16 protein-coding genes are annotated in these 18,915 nt (G+C 34.6%); 15 read left to right on the forward strand and 1 reads right to left on the reverse strand.

What is annotated here, in order from left to right; all coding sequences use genetic code 11:
* Window positions 1-37 precede the first annotated feature (37 nt).
* The 3 genes from F8154_RS01210 to holA are packed head-to-tail and all read left to right on the forward strand — an operon-like array spanning window position 38 to window position 3,701.
* Window positions 38-1,159, forward strand: coding sequence for a YibE/F family protein (locus F8154_RS01210; RefSeq protein ID WP_151859760.1), 1,122 nt, complete (start codon window positions 38-40; stop codon window positions 1,157-1,159).
* Between the two features lie 20 nt (window positions 1,160-1,179).
* The gene (locus F8154_RS01215) at window positions 1,180-2,670 is read left to right on the forward strand and encodes a ComEC/Rec2 family competence protein (RefSeq protein ID WP_151859761.1); all 1,491 of its coding nucleotides are present in this window, start codon (window positions 1,180-1,182) and stop codon (window positions 2,668-2,670) included.
* Window positions 2,667-3,701 (forward strand): DNA polymerase III subunit delta, encoded by a 1,035-nt coding sequence (holA, locus tag F8154_RS01220; protein ID WP_151859762.1) that lies wholly within the window; start codon window positions 2,667-2,669, stop codon window positions 3,699-3,701. The genes F8154_RS01215 and holA overlap by 4 nt, the downstream gene beginning before the upstream one ends.
* A 92-nt stretch (window positions 3,702-3,793) precedes the next feature.
* Here holA and rpsT read toward each other — a convergent pair whose 3' ends face one another.
* Complete coding sequence (rpsT, locus tag F8154_RS01225) at window positions 3,794-4,057, reverse strand: 30S ribosomal protein S20 (protein ID WP_151859763.1); 264 nt, start codon at window positions 4,055-4,057, stop codon at window positions 3,794-3,796.
* Window positions 4,058-4,274: 217 nt separating this feature from the next.
* Between rpsT and gpr the strand changes: the two genes are divergently transcribed.
* From gpr to mtaB, 12 genes are all read left to right on the forward strand, one after another.
* The gene (gene gpr / locus F8154_RS01230; protein WP_151859764.1) at window positions 4,275-5,249 is read left to right on the forward strand and encodes a GPR endopeptidase; all 975 of its coding nucleotides are present in this window, start codon (window positions 4,275-4,277) and stop codon (window positions 5,247-5,249) included.
* A gap of 9 nt (window positions 5,250-5,258) precedes the next feature.
* Window positions 5,259-6,569, forward strand: coding sequence for a stage II sporulation protein P (gene spoIIP / locus F8154_RS01235; RefSeq protein ID WP_151859765.1), 1,311 nt, complete (start codon window positions 5,259-5,261; stop codon window positions 6,567-6,569).
* 44 nt (window positions 6,570-6,613) lie between these two features.
* Complete coding sequence (locus F8154_RS01240; protein WP_151859766.1) at window positions 6,614-6,934, forward strand: hypothetical protein; 321 nt, start codon at window positions 6,614-6,616, stop codon at window positions 6,932-6,934.
* A 111-nt stretch (window positions 6,935-7,045) separates the two neighbouring features.
* Window positions 7,046-8,854 carry a translation elongation factor 4 gene (gene lepA, locus F8154_RS01245; protein ID WP_151859767.1) on the forward strand — a complete coding sequence of 603 codons (1,809 nt, stop codon included), beginning with the start codon at window positions 7,046-7,048 and terminating at the stop codon, window positions 8,852-8,854.
* 83 nt (window positions 8,855-8,937) lie between these two features.
* Window positions 8,938-10,077 (forward strand): radical SAM family heme chaperone HemW, encoded by a 1,140-nt coding sequence (gene hemW, locus F8154_RS01250; RefSeq protein WP_151859768.1) that lies wholly within the window; start codon window positions 8,938-8,940, stop codon window positions 10,075-10,077.
* A 106-nt stretch (window positions 10,078-10,183) separates the two neighbouring features.
* Window positions 10,184-11,215 carry a heat-inducible transcriptional repressor HrcA gene (gene hrcA / locus F8154_RS01255; RefSeq protein WP_151859769.1) on the forward strand — a complete coding sequence of 344 codons (1,032 nt, stop codon included), beginning with the start codon at window positions 10,184-10,186 and terminating at the stop codon, window positions 11,213-11,215.
* A gap of 99 nt (window positions 11,216-11,314) precedes the next feature.
* Window positions 11,315-11,932, forward strand: coding sequence for a nucleotide exchange factor GrpE (gene grpE, locus F8154_RS01260; RefSeq protein WP_243141123.1), 618 nt, complete (start codon window positions 11,315-11,317; stop codon window positions 11,930-11,932).
* Between the two features lie 62 nt (window positions 11,933-11,994).
* Window positions 11,995-13,833, forward strand: coding sequence for a molecular chaperone DnaK (gene dnaK / locus F8154_RS01265; protein ID WP_151859770.1), 1,839 nt, complete (start codon window positions 11,995-11,997; stop codon window positions 13,831-13,833).
* Between the two features lie 155 nt (window positions 13,834-13,988).
* Window positions 13,989-15,125, forward strand: coding sequence for a molecular chaperone DnaJ (dnaJ, locus tag F8154_RS01270; RefSeq protein WP_151859771.1), 1,137 nt, complete (start codon window positions 13,989-13,991; stop codon window positions 15,123-15,125).
* Window positions 15,126-15,501: 376 nt separating this feature from the next.
* On the forward strand, window positions 15,502-16,455 hold the full coding sequence (gene prmA, locus F8154_RS01275; protein WP_151859772.1) for a 50S ribosomal protein L11 methyltransferase: 954 nt from the start codon (window positions 15,502-15,504) through the stop codon (window positions 16,453-16,455).
* Window positions 16,442-17,206, forward strand: a complete 765-nt coding sequence (locus tag F8154_RS01280) for an RsmE family RNA methyltransferase (RefSeq protein WP_334296196.1) — start codon at window positions 16,442-16,444, stop codon at window positions 17,204-17,206. The genes prmA and F8154_RS01280 overlap by 14 nt, the downstream gene beginning before the upstream one ends.
* Window positions 17,203-18,522 carry a tRNA (N(6)-L-threonylcarbamoyladenosine(37)-C(2))-methylthiotransferase MtaB gene (gene mtaB / locus F8154_RS01285; protein WP_151859774.1) on the forward strand — a complete coding sequence of 440 codons (1,320 nt, stop codon included), beginning with the start codon at window positions 17,203-17,205 and terminating at the stop codon, window positions 18,520-18,522. The genes F8154_RS01280 and mtaB overlap by 4 nt, the downstream gene beginning before the upstream one ends.
* The last annotated feature ends 393 nt before the right edge of the window (window positions 18,523-18,915 follow it).

Genomic DNA, 18,915 nt, shown 5'->3' on the forward strand with positions numbered 1-18,915 from the left:
AGTATAATAACTACTAACTGATTGGAGGCGATATATCATGAGAAAAAATTTCATTATCATAATGATAATTACTATACTATTTACAGGATTTAGCTATAGTGCCGATACCACCCAAGAGGAAATGATAACAGAAAGAGGTAAGGTTATTGCTGTTGATGAGGTAGACACTGAAGAGTCAGCCGAAGATTTTCTTGAAAGCAAGCTAGTCACTATAGAGGTGTTGTCTGGTAAATATGAGGGACAACAGTTTACAATTAAGCATTATTTAAGTGGTAGCTATGGATATGATTTACCAGTAAAGGCTGGAGATAGGGTATTAATAGTTGTTGAGGAGCTTGAGGATTCGGTTGAAGTTTACATCGCCGATTACATAAGAGATACCTATGTTTTTGGAGTTATTGCATTATTTATTGCTTTATTAGTTATTATAGGTAAAAAAACAGGGGTTAAGGCCCTTGTGACATTAGGGATAACAATTACCTTAGTTATGAAGTTTTTATTACCTGGAATTCTAAGGGGATATAGTCCTATTTTACTAACAGTTATTACATCTATACTTATTACCCTTATTACTATATTTATAATTGCAGGAATAAGCATAAAAAGCTTCTCTGCCATTATTGGAATAATGGGGGGAGTTATTACAGCAGGACTAATAACATTTATTATAGGCTCACAGGTTAAACTTACTGGACTTTCAGGTGAAGAAGCTACTATGCTTATGTATATACCTCAAAACATCCAATTTGACTTTAAAGGACTATTATTTTCAGGCATAATGCTTGGTGCATTGGGGGCTGTAATGGATGTTGGAATTTCAGTGGCTTCAGCTATGGAGGAGATAAAGAGGTTAAGTCCCCATGTAAAGGTTAGGGAGTTAATAATGTCAGGTATGAACGTAGGTAAAGATATTATGGGTACCATGACAAACACATTAATTCTTGCCTATACAGGCAGTGCCATACCTTTATTACTATTATTTATGGCCTATGAAACAGATATGATTAAAATTATTAATCTTGATATTATTGCAACAGAAATTGTAAGGGCAGTATCAGGAACTATTGGCTTAATTCTAACAATTCCCATAACTGCATTTACAAGTGGAATACTGTACGAAAAATATGGTGCTTCATCCAACAAGAATACTGTAGATTAATCTTTTTAGGGGAGATTGTCTTGAAAGGACCCTTTTGTTTCTTGCTTATACCCTTAATTGTAGGGATATTAATTGGACATTTTACAGGTGTAATAATACCATTAACAGCTATGGGGGTTGTTGTTATAGCTCTATTAGCTATTGGTATATATTTTAAGGTAATAGATTTTTGGATTATTTCTATACTTGTGGTAATTTTGGGAATAGTTTCATATCAATTGCAGCTTAATAAAGCTATAGAAGTAAAAGAGCTGCTTAAGGAGGACTATCAAGCAGTTGCAAAGGTTCTTTCAGAGCCTTTAGAAAAAAACCAGTATTGGGAAGTGGACCTAAAAATAATTAAAATAATAAACGAAGAAAAAGAAGCTGATTTAAATCAAAAGTCTAAAGGGAAAATATTTTTTGATTACGATAGAGACTTGATAAAGCCAGGTGAAACAATAGCCTTTAGTAACCACCTTTTTTTAGATGTAATACACTACCATAACCTTTCTGGCTATAATCTGTATTTAAAGGGTAATGGATTTAGTAGCATAATAGGTATTAATGGAGATTCTATAGATGATGTCAACTATAATCAGGGATTAAACCTATTGGGCCCTAGCAACTGGTTTAAAAAAGAGTTGGAGGCTATACTTGACAAAACCCTTATGGAGCAACAGGCATCCCTAATGAAGAGTATTTTGTTTGGAAATCAAGGCTACCTATCAAAGGATATGTTAAACTCCTTTTCTAAAAGTGGAACAGCCCATATCATAGCAATTTCAGGGCTTCATATTGGTATAATAGTATTAATACTCCATAAGCTATTAAGCCTATTAGGAACAGGAAGAAATTTGAGTTTACTATTAACTATGTCTATTATTCTTTTATACGCATACTTAGTTGGTTTTCCTGTTTCAATAATAAGGGCTTCGTCCATGTATTTTATACTTGTTTTAGCGTATTTTTTACATCGTCCCTATAATTCAATTAATACCTTAGCCTTTATTGCCTTTATTGTTTTACTATTAAACCCTATAACTCTTTTTACAGTTTCTTTTCAGCTATCCTTTGCAGCTACCTTAAGCATATTAACCCTATATCCTTTACTAAACAGGCTGTTGAGTAGAATACCAGACTACATAAGACAGCTTTTGTCAGTTACCATAGCTGCACAGTTGGGTACAATGCCTATTATGGCATATCATTTTAACGAAATATCAATTGTAGCTCCAATTACAAACCTATTAATTGTTCCACTATTAGGTGTTCTGATAACATTAGCTTTTATCAGCATTACTATAGGAGCTATATCAATTGGCGCTGCTTCAATTTTTAATTCTTTGACCAATACGATCTTAACATATATGATATATATTGTAAGGACTAGTAGCCAATTATTCTTTAGCAGTATTTCACTTCAAGAAATGAAGCCCTATGAGGTTTTTACATACTACTTTATTTTAATAGCAATTTATGTTTTTATTAATACAAAGAAAAATAGTGTAATGGAGAGGTTAGAAATATGAGCTATAAGCAATTAATTTCCCAAATTAAAAGCAATTCACTTGGAAGCTTGTATTTGATTTATGGAGAAGAGGCTTATCTAGGTGAAGACATAATTACCCGCATAAAGGGTCATCTGGTTAATCCAGATTTTGAAGAGTTGAACTATAAAATGCTAGAGGGTAAAGACCTTACCATTGATGCATTAATTGATGCTTGTGAAACCTTGCCCTTTATGGCCAGTAAAAAGCTTGTTATGGTGAAGGGCATTGAAGCATTACAGGGAAAGAATAAGATAATAAGTGGGGAAGATGAAGAATTACTATTAGATTATTTTAGTAGAATTCCACAAGAGACCTGCTTAGTTTTTTATGGCTTAGGGTCAATAGACTCAAGAAAAAAGCTTATTAAAGCAATAAAAAAACATGGAGAATTATGTGAGCTAGCTAAATTAAAGGAAGGGGAGTTACAAAGCTGGATTATTAAGTATTTTAAAAAAAGAGGAAAGACAATAGAAAAAAAAGAGTTGGCTTTTATGTTAAATAACCTAGATTACTTAGGGAAAAATGCTACACAAACCCTATTGGATGTAGAAAACGAAATGAAGAAAATAATCTCCTTTATGGGGGAGCAAGAAGCTGTTAAAATTCAGCATATAGAAGAGGTAACAGTAAACAGATTTCAAAATGATATATTTAAGCTGCTTGATGCAATAGGTAGAAAGGATACTAAGGATGCATTGAAAAGATTAAACCATATTTTAAGGGAGGGTGAAGCTGTTTTAAGAATCATGGCCACCATGAGCAACCAGGTTAAGAATATTTTAAGCTCCAAGCTTTTGATGGAGGATGGGTATACCTCAAAGATGATAGCATCAAAGCTAGGTATTCATCCTTATGTGGCATCAAAATGTGTATCCCAAAGCAATGGCTATACAGAAAAAAGATTAAAATATCTTCTTGTTCAGTTTTTAGAGATGGATTACATGATAAAATCTGGAAGAATGAATGATAAAATAGCTATGGAACTGTTGATAATTGACATGTGTAAATAGGTTTTGCAAAAAGCAAAAAGCGTACCTTTGTACGCTTATTCTATTTCTAAGTATTGAGCTGGAACGAGACACGGTTTTAGTCAATACGTAAATTATAATGCTTTGTTAAATTTTTTAGCAAGTCTAGAAAGGCTTCTTGAAGCTTTAGATTTATGAATTACACCCTTAGATGCAGCCTGCTTAAGCTTTTTATCTACAAATCTTAACTTAGCCTTAGCATCATCAAAGCTTTGGCTTTTTAGAGCCTCTTCAAATCTTTTAATAGCTGTTTTAAGCTGAGATTTAATCATTCTATTTCTTGCTGTCTTTTTTGCAATAACTTTAATTCTTTTCTTTGCTGATTTAATATTTGCCAATATGTTCACCCCCCTTGCACGGTCATTAACACAGTAATTCTATCAGATATGCTTAAAAAATGCAACAATAATAAAAAAAAACTTAATTATTAAATGTAATCTGAAAGCATAAAAACAGCTTTTTTTATTAAAAATTATAAGTGCTGTGGTTTTATTATAATCATATTTTCATTAAATATATCAAATACTAAGAAAAACTTAAAAATGAGGTGAAGTAATGTTTCAAGTAAGAACAGATCTTGCCCTTGAAGCTAGAGAGCTGTACCACGAGGAAAAACAGCAGGAGATTCCAGGTGTAGCTGTTGACCAAGAAAAGATTAATGATGTTACAATCACAAGAGTTGAAATCATGAATGAGGAAGCACAGCAAATAATGGGAAAGGCCATAGGTAAATATATTACCCTTGAATGTAAAGCCCTACGAAGAAGCGATGCAAACTTAAAGGATGAGGTTAGCCAAATACTTGCTAAGGAACTGAAGGAAGTAGTGGGAAACAACACAAATATAAGGGCTTTAGTGGTTGGACTAGGGAATTGGAATGTAACTCCAGATGCATTAGGTCCAAAGGTTGCTTCAAAGGTTTTTGTTACAAGACACCTTTTTCAGTTTTATAAAAAAGACAGGGACGAAGGCTTGGGACAAATAAGTGCTATATCACCTGGAGTAATGGGAACTACAGGTGTTGAGACAGGTGAAATAGTTCAAGGTATTGTTGAAAAAATAAAGCCAGATATTGTTGTAGCCATAGACGCATTAGCCTCAAGAAAAATGGAGAGGGTTAACACAACAATTCAAATTTCAAGTACAGGTATAAATCCTGGTTCAGGAGTAGGAAACAAAAGAAAGGCTTTAAATAAAGAAACTCTGGGGGTACCTGTCATTGCTATAGGAGTGCCAACAGTTGTAGATGCAGCTACCTTAACCAGCGACACCATTCACCTTGTTATGGAGGCATTTTCAAAACAAGCACAAAAAGGGTCACAATTCTATAATATGCTAAGGGAGCTAAAGGAGGAAGAAAAATATTCATTGATAAGGGAAGTACTGGAGCCGTATAATGCTAACGTTATGGTAACACCTAAAGATGTAGATAAAATAGTATTAGACCTATCACATATAATAGCAAATGCCATAAATATTGCACTTCATCCTGGAATAGACCTTAAAGATGTTAATCGTTACATTCATTAATGATTATTATTGATTGCATATTTTACAGTCGCATCACATATTTATCAATATATATTACTGATGAATAGGCAGGTGCGACTAATGCTTTTTAAGAGATTATGGTTTCTCAATGATTTTAGAAATATAGTTATTGTAATTTTAATTTTATGTATTTTAGTAGCTTCTTATGATATTTTGTTTAATAACACTGCATATGCATCTGGAAATAAGCCTAATCAAGACACTATATCCAGTAACGATATAGGTAGAATATTTTACATAGCAATAGAACAGGTTTTTCCTGGCTCCAGTGATGAAAACAATTTAGAACTTATCAATTTAAGGGGTATATATACTTCTCTTTATAAAAACATTTTTTTTATTGACTTTAAAAATCCAATAACCTTCATTGAATCACAATTTCCTGCTTTAGCACTAGTTAGTAATAAACCACAGGGCCTTTACTTAGCAGAAAAAAATAAAGCAGCCAATAATAGTGAAAATAAAATAACCGATAGGTCTGAGGATGAAGAAGCCTCCGAGGCAGCTATAACAAGCATAAATTCTACAGAAGACCCAGACGATATTGGAGAACTAAAGGGTGGTATATATTTATCAGAGTCACAGCAAATAGTTGATAGCTTAATGGGTAATTTTCAATTGAACTTAGCACCATCAGAGATGCCAGAAAAAATTACATTTGAAGAAGATAAACCCCAAATATTAATATATCATACCCACGGTACAGAATCCTATAAACCAGCCTCTGAAGGAAACTATCATTCCTTAAGAAGGGAATACTCTGTTATTACCATTGGAGAAATAATAAAAAAGCAACTGGAGGATAGAGGGTTTGAAGTTATACATGATACTACTTATCATGATTACCCATCCTATAATGGTTCATATGGTAGGTCAATAGCTACAGCCAAAGAGATATTGAAGGAATATCCCTCAATTAAGGTTGTACTAGATGTACATAGGGATGGATATGATCACATTGATACTAACCCTAACAGAGATAGATTAATTAAAAACAATCAAATTTTAATAAATGGAGAAACAGCCTCTAAATTTCAGCTTGTAATTGGGTCTGAGACCCCAAATAAAGTTGAAGTTACAAAATTTGCTCAGCTAATAAAAACAGTTAGCGATTCAATATATCCAGAGCTTAGCAAACCAATACTGGTTAAGCCCTATGGTAGATTTAATCAATATTTAACCAATCATTATGCTTTGCTTGAGGTTGGCAGCAATGCCAATACAATTGAGGAGGCAAAAAAATCTGCAGTTTATTTAGCAGAGGTTTTGGCAAATACATTAGATAATTTAAGGGAGTAGTTTAAAAAATTCAAAAAACGTCTACACTATCAATGGTGATGTAGATGAGCAGAATAGAAGCTAAAAGAAAAGAAAAAAAGAGGCGAAGAAGGGTGAAGCTTGCCCTTTCCTTAATATTACTTTTGTTTACTGGTGGACTATTGGTAACTGATTACTCAACAAGGGAAATGCTAGCTGAATTTGATGGACAAGTATTTGGGTATATGAGAAATGATAACATCCACAGCATATACCTTTTTGGTAACCTTTATGATATTAATCAGGATGTTGTTATTGAAACCATTAGTAACTACATCAATAAAGCAGGTATATACTTTAATAAATGCTCTGACTGGATTTACAAGCTTCTTTATAATGTTAGATAAATAAAAATCTCCATTTATTCATGGTATTTCAATAAAAAAATTGACTATCCCAATATAGAAGTTTATGATATAATTTATGAAGCTATGCAGTTTAAAGGAGGATTATCTAACATGCCAAGTGATAGACAAAACAAGATACGTAATTTTTCTATTATTGCCCATATAGACCATGGAAAATCTACCTTGGCCGATAGACTTATTGAGCAGACAGGTCTTATAAGCCAGAGGGATATGCAGCAGCAAATTTTAGATAATATGGAACTAGAGAGGGAAAGAGGAATAACAATAAAGCTCCAAACCATTAGACTTGTTTATAAAGCTCAAGACGGTGAAGAATATTACCTTAACCTAATAGATACCCCTGGACATGTTGATTTTACCTATGAAGTATCTAGAAGTCTTGCAGCCTGTGAAGGGGCAATTCTTGTAGTAGATGCGGCTCAGGGGATAGAAGCTCAAACCTTAGCCAATGTATATTTGGCCTTAGAGCAGGATCTTGAAATAATACCTGTAATAAACAAAATAGACTTACCAAGTGCAAGACCAGATGAAGTAAAAAAAGAAATTGAGGATATTATTGGTCTTGATGCATCTGATGCACCGTTAATATCAGCTAAGGATGGTTTAAATATTACCGATGTGTTAGAGGCTATTGTAAAAAAAGTGCCAGCACCACATGGTGATAAGGAGGCATCCCTCAAGGCATTGATTTTCGACTCATTTTATGACAACTACAGAGGGGTAATAGCCTACATAAGGGTTATAGAAGGAAAATTGAAAAAGGGCATGAAGATAAAAATGATGGCCACCAATAAAGAGTTTGAAGTAACAGAGGTTGGTATATTTTCACCTGGAGCCATTCAAATGCCAGAGCTTAGTGCTGGAGACGTTGGCTATGTTGCAGCCAGTATTAAGGATGTTAGAAATTGTCGTGTTGGAGATACAATAACAGAGGCCAATAGACCTACAGAAATACCCTTACCCGGCTATCGAAAGGTAACCCCTATGGTGTATTGTGGTATATATCCTGCAGAAGGTGAAAAATACGAAGATGTTAGGGACGCATTAGAAAAGCTACAGGTAAATGATGCAGCACTAGTATTTGAACCAGAGACCTCAGCAGCTTTGGGCTTTGGTTTTAGATGTGGCTTTTTAGGTCTACTTCATATGGAAATAGTACAGGAAAGATTAGAAAGAGAGTTTAATCTTGACATAGTTACAACAGCTCCAAGTGTTATTTACAGAATAACAAAAACTGATGGAGAGGTAGTAATGATACAAAATCCTGCAAACCTTCCAAAACCGCAGGAAATATTAAAAATGGAAGAACCCATTGTTAAATCAAATATTATGGTACCAACCCTTTATGTAGGTACTGTGATGGAGCTATGCCAAGAGCGACGTGGCGAGATGAAAAACATGGAGTATATCGATGAGACTAGAGTAACCTTACATTATGAATTACCCTTGAATGAAGTCATATATGATTTTTTCGATGCATTAAAATCAAAAACTAAGGGCTATGGGTCACTTGACTATGAGTTTTTAGGCTATAGGGAATCTAAGCTTGTTAAGCTAGATATATTAATAAATGGAGAGCAGGTGGATGCCCTATCCTTTATAGTTCATCAGGACAAGGCATATCCCCGTGGTAAAGGAATGTGTGATAAATTAAAGGATGAAATACCAAGACACCAATTTCCAATACCTATACAGGCAGCCATAGGCCAGAAGATAATAGCTAGAGAAACCATAAAGGCTCTTCGTAAAGACGTACTTGCCAAATGCTATGGTGGCGACATTACCCGTAAGAAAAAGCTTCTGGAGAAGCAAAAAGAAGGTAAAAAGCGTATGAGACAGGTTGGTAGTGTTGAAGTCCCACAAAAGGCTTTTATGTCGGTTTTAAAGCTGGATAGTTAATTAACATAAGCATAATTGGTTAGGCTATAATAAGCCTAACCATAAATTTTTTTGAGAATAAGATGTAAATGAGGGGTGATTTCATGCTGGACATAGGATTATATATTCATATTCCATTTTGTGAAAGGAAATGCTTCTACTGCGATTTTAACTCCTTTGAGGGAGAAAAAGCCAAAATACTCCCCTATTTAAAGGCTCTACTAAAAGAGATAGAGCTTTATTCCCATAGATTAAGGGAATGTAGAATTAAAACCATATTTATTGGAGGAGGAACACCTTCCCTATTGATGGGAGAAGATATATATAATATTTTAAATACAATAATTAAAAAGTATAGAGTAGCTAATAATATAGAGATTACAATAGAGACTAATCCTGGGACACTGAGGATAGATAAGCTAAATGACTACAAGACAGCCGGTATCAATCGTTTAAGCGTGGGACTACAAGCTTGTCAAGACCACCACCTAAAAAGACTTGGTAGAATCCATAGTTATAAAGAGTTCATGGATAATATAAAATCAGTAAAAAAAATAGGCTTCAATAACATAAATGTAGATTTAATGTTTAGCCTGCCTAATCAAACCTTAAATGAATGGAGGACTTCCTTGAGGCAGATGGTTGAGCTTGAAATTCCCCATATTTCTGCCTATAGTCTTATTTTAGAGGAGGGTACTGCCCTATACAAGGACTATAAAAGCAAAAAGCTAGTACCATTAAAAGAAGAGCAGGAGCTTGAGATGTTCCACTATACAATAGATTACTTAAAACAAAAAAATTATAACCATTATGAAATTTCCAACTTCGGTAAAGAAGGCTTTGAATGTAAGCATAATTTAATTTACTGGAATAATGAATTCTACTTGGGATTAGGGGCAGGTGCCCATTCCTACATGTCGGAGGGACGCTTTAATAATGTAGTTAATATAGATGATTACATAAGACTGTTGAATAATGGTGAGGCTCCAGTAAATGAAATTACAAAACTAACTACTAAAGATGAAATAAGTGAAACAATGTTTTTAGGACTAAGAATGATGGCAGGAGTCAGTATACCAAAGTTTAAAAAACGCTTTGGCATATGCCCCTTTACTATATATAAGGATAAATTAGTACAGCTGGAAAAGCAAAACCTAATTACTATTACTAAGGATACAATTAAATTAACACCAAAAGGTATTGATTTAGCCAATTTAGTTTTTGCAGAAATGCTAATAAATTAAAAAAATAAATTCAAACTATTGACAAAAAATAAATCAAATGTTATGTTAAAAACAGGTGGAGTTAGCACTCAACACTAAAGAGTGCTAATAAAAAAGAGGTGGTAAAATGGAGCTGAATGATAGGAAACTAAAAATATTACAGGCTATAATTCAAGATTATATTCAAACGGCTGAACCTATTGGCTCAAGAACATTAACGAAAAGATATGATCTTGGTGTAAGTCCTGCAACAATTCGTAATGAAATGGCAGACCTAGAAGAATTAGGTTTTTTAATGCAACCCCATACCTCTGCAGGTAGAGTTCCATCAGATAAAGCCTATAGATTATATGTAGATGCTCTAATGACTAAGACAAAAAATACAAACTATCAGAAAACCTTTATTAAAGCTAATCTTTTAAAAAAATTTGTTGAGGTTGAGCGATTATTACAATATAGCTCAAAGGTACTTTCGGAGCTAACTAGATACACCTCATTGGCTTTAACACCACAAATAAAGGGAAATAAACTTAAGTTTTTGCAGCTTGTACCGATTGATTCAGAAAACCTTGTTGCTATTATTGTAACAGATACAGGGGTAATAAAAAAACCTCTTCTGAAGATTACAGGTGGTTTTGATGAAGCCTCTATTCAGAAGGTTTCAAACCTGTTAAATGAAAAGCTAGCTGGACTATCAATAATGGACATTGAAAGTCAGCTTATTCAAGAGCTAAATAATGAAATCTATAAATGTAACAATATAATAGAGAAGGTGGTACCAGAGCTGTTTCAAACCTTAGAGAGACTTGACGATTTTGAGCTCTTTTTAAATGGAACCACAAATATATTCAACTTTCCAGAATTCAGCGATATATTTAAGGCAAAATCATTTTTATCAATGCTGGAGGAAAAAGAGGTTATTAAGAACCTTGTTTCAACATCAGATAATGAAGGTATAACCATTTCTATTGGTAATGAAAACTGCTATTCCGAAGTAAAGGAGTACAGTTTAGTAACAGCTACCTTCAAAATTAGTGGTAGCTCTATTGGTTGGTTAAGTGTTATAGGTCCTACACGAATGGATTATGCAAATGTTATAAATATAATGGGTCAGATTAGTAAGCATATTAACCAATTATTAAAGAAGGGTAATGAATAAAGCTAGTGCGAAGTGTCATTAGGACATTTTGCACTCTATATTTGTTGATGGTTAGTCAAGCTTTAGTTCTAAATACATAAAAAGGCAGGTGCTTATACTTTGAAGGATAATGTTCAAGAGAGTAAGGAAAACAAAGAAACTATTGAAAAAGGTGATGAAAATAAGAAAGTAGAAGTAGAAGAAGAAGTAAACAGCAACATAGAGGCCACCCAAGAGGAGCTACTTACCTCTAATAAAGAAGTAGCAGATGAAGAAGATAAAGAGGCTATGGCTCTGCTATTGGAAAAAAAGGAAGAGGAAGCAAAGGATTACTATAATCGACTACAGAGATTACAGGCAGATTTCATGAACTATAAAAAAAGGGCAGAGAAGGAAAAAAGTGATATTTACCTTTATGCAAATGAAAAGATTGCAGTAGACCTACTTAACATAATAGACAACCTAGAAAGAGCCGTTAGCTCGGCAGACGAAAATCAAAAAGACACCAGTTTATTTAAAGGAATTGAGTTGGTTATTAAGCAAATGAAGGAAACCCTTAAAAAGCATGGTATAGAAGAAATTGAAGCCTTAAATAGGCCCTTTGATATGAACTTACATCATGCTGTTGCTCAAGAGGAATCAGAGGCAGAAGCCGATACAGTAGTTGAAGTTTTTCAAAAAGGCTATATTATAAATAATAGAGTTTTAAGACCAGCAATGGTGAAGGTTGCTAAGTAACTGTTTTAGATACAGTTCAAAATAACTAAGATAATCTTTATTAAAGGAGGAAAATAGACAATATGAGTAAAGTAATTGGAATTGATTTAGGTACAACAAATTCATGTGTCTCTGTATTAGAGGCTGGAGAGCCAGTGGTTATAACAAATTCTGAAGGTAACAGAACTACTCCTTCTATTGTAGCATTTGCAAAGGATGGAGAGAGAATAGTAGGTGAACCTGCTAAAAGACAAGCAGTTATTAATCCCGATAGAACAATAATGTCAATTAAAAGACATATGGGCTCTGATCACAAGGTTAAGGTTGATGGAAAGGACTACACTCCCCAGGATATATCAGCTATGATTCTTCAAAAGCTAAAGGCTGATGCGGAGGCTTACTTAGGAGAAAAAGTAACAGATGCAGTAATTACAGTACCAGCATATTTCACTGATAGTCAAAGACAGGCAACAAAGGATGCTGGTAAGATAGCAGGCTTAAATGTAAGAAGAATAATTAATGAGCCAACAGCCGCTTCACTAGCCTATGGATTAGATAAAACAGAAGAGCATCAAAAGATACTTGTTTATGACTTAGGTGGAGGTACCTTTGATGTTTCAATATTAGAGCTTGGAGATGGAGTGTTTGAGGTTTTGGCCACCAGTGGTAATAATAATCTTGGTGGAGATGACTTTGACCAGGTATTAATTGATTATATTGCAGAAGAGTTTAAGAAACAAGAAGCAATCGATTTAAGAAAAGATAAAATGGCTCTTCAAAGATTAAAGGAAGCTGCTGAAAAGGCTAAAAAAGAGCTTTCAAGCACTATGACAACAAACATAAATTTACCATTTATTACTGCAACAAGCGATGGTCCAAAGCATTTAACCCTAGATATTTCAAGAGCAAAATTTGAAGACCTTTCTTCACACTTAGTTGAAAAGACATTAGATCCAATGAAAAAGGCCCTAAGTGATGCAGGCTTAAATGCAGCAGATATAGATAAGGTTATTCTTGTAGGTGGTTCTACTCGTATTCCTGCGGTTCAACAGGCAGTTAAAAGAATTACTGGAAAGGACCCACATAAAGGAGTTAATCCAGACGAGTGTGTTGCAGTTGGTGCTGCTATACAGGCGGGAGTATTAACTGGAGAGGTTAAGGATGTTCTTTTACTTGATGTTACTCCTTTATCACTTGGTATTGAAACCCTAGGTGGAGTATTTACTAAGCTTATTGAAAGAAACACAACTATACCTACTAAGAAAAGTCAAACTTTCTCTACAGCTGCCGACAACCAGCCAGCGGTAGAAATACATGTGCTTCAGGGTGAAAGACCAATGGCTGCCGACAATATTACAATGGGAAGATTCCAATTAACAGGAATACCACCAGCTCCAAGGGGAGTGCCTCAAATTGAAGTAACCTTTGATATAGATGCCAATGGTATTGTTAATGTGTCAGCTAAAGACCTGGGAACAGGAAAAGAGCAGAAGATAACTATTACCTCTTCAACAAATCTATCAAATGATGAAATAGAGAAAAAGGTTAAGGAAGCAGAGGAGTTTGCTGAGGAGGACAAAAAGAGAAAAGAAAAGGTAGAGGTTAAAAACCAAGCGGATTCATTATTATACCAAACAGAAAAAACACTTAAAGAAGCAGAAGGAAAAATAAATAAAGAAGATGAAGAAAAAGTTAAGGCAGAGCTAGAAAAGCTTAAAAAAGCAATAGAAGCCGATAATACAGAGGAAATGAAGAAGGCTATAGAAGATGTTAATAATGCCTTCCACGCTGTAGCACAGCAAATGTATCAGCAGGCCTCAGAAGCTCAACAGGCTACAGAAAATGGAAATACTGAAGAGGCAAAGGATGAAAATGTAGTTGATGCAGAGTACGAAGAGGTAAAAGAGGATAAAGAGGAATAAAGAATTAAAACTGACTAATCAGAGGGCACCCCTAGGGTGTCCTCAAAGCTAGAAAAAGCATATAGGGTTGAAAATGGTTGCTTTAATTATAAAAGTAACATATAATTATTATTGGTTTATGGCTGAATCTTTCAACCAAGAGAGGCGGTGAAGAGGTGAGCAAAAGAGATTATTATGATGTGCTGGGGTTAGATAAAAACGCAGCACCAGAGGATATAAAAAAGGCCTATAGAAAACTAGCAATGAAATATCATCCAGACCGTAATCCTGATGATAAAGGGGCAGAGGTTAAATTCAAAGAAATAAATGAAGCATACGAAGTGTTAAGTTCGCCTGAAAAGAAGCAAAGATATGATCAATTTGGCCATGCTGGCGTTAATGGTAACGGTGCAGGAGGCTTTGAAGGTGGATTTGGCGGCTTCGGTGGCGGCTTCGATGATATTTTTGGAGATATATTTGATATGTTTGGTGGTGGAGGTGGTTTCTCTAGAAGAAGTGGACCTCAAAAAGGCTCTGATATAAAATATGAAACAACTATAACCTTTGAGGAGGCTGCTTTTGGTACAGAAAAAACCGTAGAATTCCATCGCAATGAATCCTGTGATATATGTAAGGGAACAGGAGCTAAGCCTGGCACATCTAAAAAAACCTGCTCCCATTGTAAGGGAACTGGTGAAGTTAGATATGCTCAAAGAACTCCTTTAGGTCAAATTGTTAATGTAAAAACCTGTCCACATTGTCATGGTGAGGGGCAAATTATTGAAGAGCCTTGTCATGGATGTAGAGGTAAGGGTAAGGTTAGAAAACTAAAGAAAATTAAAGTTAAGATTCCTGCTGGTGTAGATACAGGTATGGTTATCCCTATTAGAGGAGAAGGGGAGCCAGGCGTAAAAGGTGGCCCTCCTGGAGAGCTTTATGTTGTTATAAGGGTGTTACCCCATAAGATATTTGAAAGAGATGGAAATGATATAATATGTGAAATACCAATTACCTTTGTACAGGCAACATTAGGTGATGAGTTGGAGGTACCAACATTAGAAGGTAAAGTAAAGTATAAAATTCCAGAGGGTACCCAAAGTGGAACTGTATTTAGGTTAAAGGGACGAGGTATAGTTAGTCCAAAGGGCTACGGTAAAGGGGACCAATATGTAAAGGTTGTAGTAGAGGTACCTAGAAAGCTAACAGAAAGTCAAAAAGACATACTAAGAAAGTTTGCCGCTGAAAGTGGCGAAGAGGTACATGAACAAAGAAGGACTTTTTTCGATAAGGTAAAGGATGCGTTTGGAGTTTAAAGTAAAATCACTCTATTTTAAAATGATTAATGTTGTAGACAAACCCGAGATATTTTGAAAACTACGTAAACCCGCTCAGAACCAAGCGGGAATGAGCTTAAGATAATCAGGTATTTTCAAAACTCGCTCATGCTCAAACAGTTGAAAATACTTATCTGATTATCTTTTCACTCTTTTTTATTCTAACTTCGGAGATTCTCAGTTGTTGTCTATCTTACAGGGGCTAAAGTACTGACAATTTACTTTAGTTTTAAAAATCGGGTTTGAAAAAATATTTCTTTGCCTTCATACTCAATCACTCTAAATAGAGTGATTTTTATTAAAGTAGTATAATTGAAGTTAACTATTGGGAGATTATTAAGGGGATGTGAGTTTAATGGAATGGATTGAAATATCAATTAAAACCACTACTGAAGCAGTGGAAGCAGTATCTAACATATTATATGATGCAGGAGTTACTGGTGTAGCTATTGAGGATTCAAAGGATTATCTTTTTATTGAGCAAAGTGAAGGCGACTGGGATTATGTAGATGAGTCTTTATTTAACAATGGCTTTGAAGGTGCCATAGTGAAGGGGTATTTACCTGCTTCAGCAGATTTAGTGGATAAAATTGAATTAATACGACAATTAGTTTCCTTATTACCCCAATATGGATTAGATATAGGACTTGGTGAAGTTACTACCATTGAAGTATCTGAGGAGGACTGGAGCTCCTCATGGAAGCAATATTACAAGCCCACTAAGGTTAGCAATAAAATAGTAGTTAAACCAACCTGGGAGAATTACATAGCAAATAAGGGTGAATTAATAATTGAGTTAGACCCAGGCATGGCCTTTGGAACTGGCACCCATGAGACCACCATCATGTGCATAAATGCTTTGGAAAAACATATTAAGCCATCAAGCGTTGTTTATGATATAGGCTGTGGAAGTGGAATACTGTCTATAGCAGCTGCTAAGTTGGGTGCAGATAGAGTTATAGCTGTTGATTTAGATTCTGTTGCAGTAGAGGTTACTAAAAAGAATATTTGCAATAATAATGTGCAGGAAATAGTATCAGTAAAGCATGGTAATCTTATGGAGACAGTAGAAGGTTCAGCCGATACTATTGTGGCCAACATAATTGCAGACATTATAGTATTATTAGCTAAGGATGTTAAGGAATTTTTAAAGGATGATGGGGTTTTTATTAGCTCAGGCATAATTATTGATAAAATAGATCAGGTGGTTGAAGCTTTAGAAAAAGCAGATTTAAAGGTTATTAATATTAATAAAATGGGTGAGTGGGCAGCAATAACCTCAATGAAAAAAGGTGATGGGCTTGAATAGATTTTTTGTTAATGCTAGCCAAATAAATGAAGTTAATAAAACCATAAGCATATTAGGAGAAGACGTAAAACACATTTCAAAGGTTTTGAGGTTAAGCATAGGCGATTTGATAGAGTTGTGTGATGAAGCATTTGAGTATATATGTGAGATAAAGGATATTTCAAAAAATGAAGTCACTTTGTCCTATGATGAGAGGGTACAAATAAAGACAGAAGCCTCCATTAGAGTAACTTTATATCAAGGTATTCCTAAATCAACCAAGATGGACTTAATTATTCAAAAAACTACTGAAATGGGTATTGCAGAAGTTGTACCAGTCTTTACTCAACGTACAGTTGTTCAACTTGATAGTAGCAAGGATAAGATAAAAAAAACCGATAGATGGCAGAAGATTTCTGCCGAAGCTGCAAAGCAAAGCAAAAGAGGTGTTATTCCCCTTGTACATCCTCCAATGTTGTTTAAGGAAGCCCTAAAGCATTGCCAGGGAAATGATTTAAATATTATTGCTTATGAGGGGGAAGAAAAGAATAGCTTGAAACCACTTTTACAAGGGGTCAATAAGTCGTTAACAAAAATAGGTATCTGGATCGGACCTGAGGGAGGATATACAGAAAATGAGGTTGTAGAAGCTATTCAACATCAAATTAATACTGTAACACTAGGCCCTCGAATACTACGTACTGAAACTGCGGGCTTTGCATTACTATCAATAGTAATGTATGAGCTAGGTGATTTAGGAGGGAGCATGTGAAAAAGGTAGCTTTCCACACATTAGGCTGTAAGGTTAATCAATATGAAACACAAGCCATGTCTGAGCTATTTGAAAGGGCAGGCTATAGGGTGGTTTCAGATTCTGAAAATGCTGATGTCTATGTTATTAATACCTGTACAGTAACAAGTACAGGGGATAAGAAATCTAGGCAGTTTATACGCAGAGCCAAAAGAAATAATCCTCAATCTATCATTGCAGTAGTAGGCTGCTATTCTCAAACAGCATCAGAAGAAGTAGCAGAAATAGAAGGTGTTAATATAGTCATGGGAACCAATGAAAGAAGTAAAATAGTTGACTATGTAGAAGACTGTCTACCAACAGAAAAAATAAATACAGTTGATGATATAATGAAGGTTAAAGAGTTTGAAGAGATGTCTATACAGGAGATTAAAGGTAAAACTAGAGCCTTATTAAAGATTCAAGAGGGCTGCAATCAGTACTGCTCCTACTGTATTATACCATATGCAAGGGGACCAATACGTAGCAGAAAAAAAGAAGACATTATAAATGAAGTTAAGGGGCTTGTTAATAATGGCTTTAAGGAAGTGATTTTAACAGGTATTCATGTAGCTTCATACGGTAAGGATTTAAAAGAACCGCAGCCTCTTCTAAACGTACTTAAGGAAGTCAACGGAATTGAAGGATTAGAAAGAATACGATTAAGCTCATTAGAGCCTACTTTATTTACAGATAGCTTTCTTGATGGCTTGTCAAAGCTAGAAAAGGTCTGTAGGCACTTTCATTTATCACTACAAAGTGGCTCCGATAAAATACTAAGGAAGATGAATAGGAAATATACAACTGGTGAATATAGAAGGATAGTTCATAATATTAGGAAAGCATATCCCGAGATAGCATTAACAACAGATATAATAGTTGGCTTTCCAGGAGAACTAGATGAAGATTTTCAAACAACCTATGGGTTTGTTAAGGAAATGGAGTTCAGCGATATACATGTATTTAAGTTCTCACCAAGAAAGGGAACACCAGCAGCAGATTTTCCACAACAGGTGGAGGGTAATGTAAAGCATGAAAGAAGTGAAAAATTGATAGAGCTTGGTGAAAAAATGAAACACCAGTATTTACAACGGTTTATTGGTAGAAGGCTGGAGGTATTATTTGAAAACTCTTCAAAGGATTATTCGAATTATTTTGAGGGCTTAACAAGCAACTACATTAAGGTTCTTTTAAAATCTGAAGAAGACCTTGAAGGTAAAATAAGGAAAGTAGAAATGAAGGAGCTTGTAGGTGATTATTTGGTTGGGGAAGAAGTGAAGAACAAAGTTAAGAGTTAAGAGTTAAGAGTGAAAAGTGAAAAGTGAAGAGTTAAGAGTGAAGAGTTAAGAGTGAAGAGTTAAAAACATAATCAAAATTGAAAATTGAAAATTGAAAATTGAAAATTGAAAATTGAAAATGGAAAATTGAAAATGGAAAATTGAAAACCTTAAAATCAATTAGTAATGAGTAATGGAAAACCCAAAACCAAAAACCAAAACTAAAGTTAAGAGTGAAGAGTTAAGAGTTAAGAGTTAAGAGTGAAGAGTGAAGAGTTAAGAGTTAAGAGTGAAGAGTTAAGAGTTAAGAGTGAAGAGTTAAGAGTGAAGAGTGAAAAGTGAAGAGTGAAGAGTTAAGAGTTAAGAGTGAAAAGTGAAAAATTAAAAACATAAACAAAATTGAAAATGGAAAAT

The organism is Alkaliphilus pronyensis, assembly GCF_009017275.1.
Taxonomy (GTDB): Bacteria; Bacillota; Clostridia; order Peptostreptococcales; family Natronincolaceae; genus Alkaliphilus_C; species Alkaliphilus_C pronyensis.

Excerpts from the sequence above, each read along its gene's own strand:
- F8154_RS01210 (WP_151859760.1), top strand. The coding sequence starts at position 38 with ATGAGAAAAAATTTCATTATCATAATGATAATTACTATACTATTTACA.
- holA (WP_151859762.1), top strand. The coding sequence starts at position 2,667 with ATGAGCTATAAGCAATTAATTTCCCAAATTAAAAGCAATTCACTTGGA.
- gpr (WP_151859764.1), top strand. The coding sequence starts at position 4,275 with ATGTTTCAAGTAAGAACAGATCTTGCCCTTGAAGCTAGAGAGCTGTAC.
- F8154_RS01240 (WP_151859766.1), top strand. The coding sequence starts at position 6,614 with ATGAGCAGAATAGAAGCTAAAAGAAAAGAAAAAAAGAGGCGAAGAAGG.
- lepA (WP_151859767.1), top strand. The coding sequence starts at position 7,046 with ATGCCAAGTGATAGACAAAACAAGATACGTAATTTTTCTATTATTGCC.
- hemW (WP_151859768.1), top strand. The coding sequence starts at position 8,938 with ATGCTGGACATAGGATTATATATTCATATTCCATTTTGTGAAAGGAAA.
- hrcA (WP_151859769.1), top strand. The coding sequence starts at position 10,184 with ATGGAGCTGAATGATAGGAAACTAAAAATATTACAGGCTATAATTCAA.
- dnaK (WP_151859770.1), top strand. The coding sequence starts at position 11,995 with ATGAGTAAAGTAATTGGAATTGATTTAGGTACAACAAATTCATGTGTC.
- prmA (WP_151859772.1), top strand. The coding sequence starts at position 15,502 with ATGGAATGGATTGAAATATCAATTAAAACCACTACTGAAGCAGTGGAA.
- F8154_RS01280 (WP_334296196.1), top strand. The coding sequence starts at position 16,442 with ATGGGCTTGAATAGATTTTTTGTTAATGCTAGCCAAATAAATGAAGTT.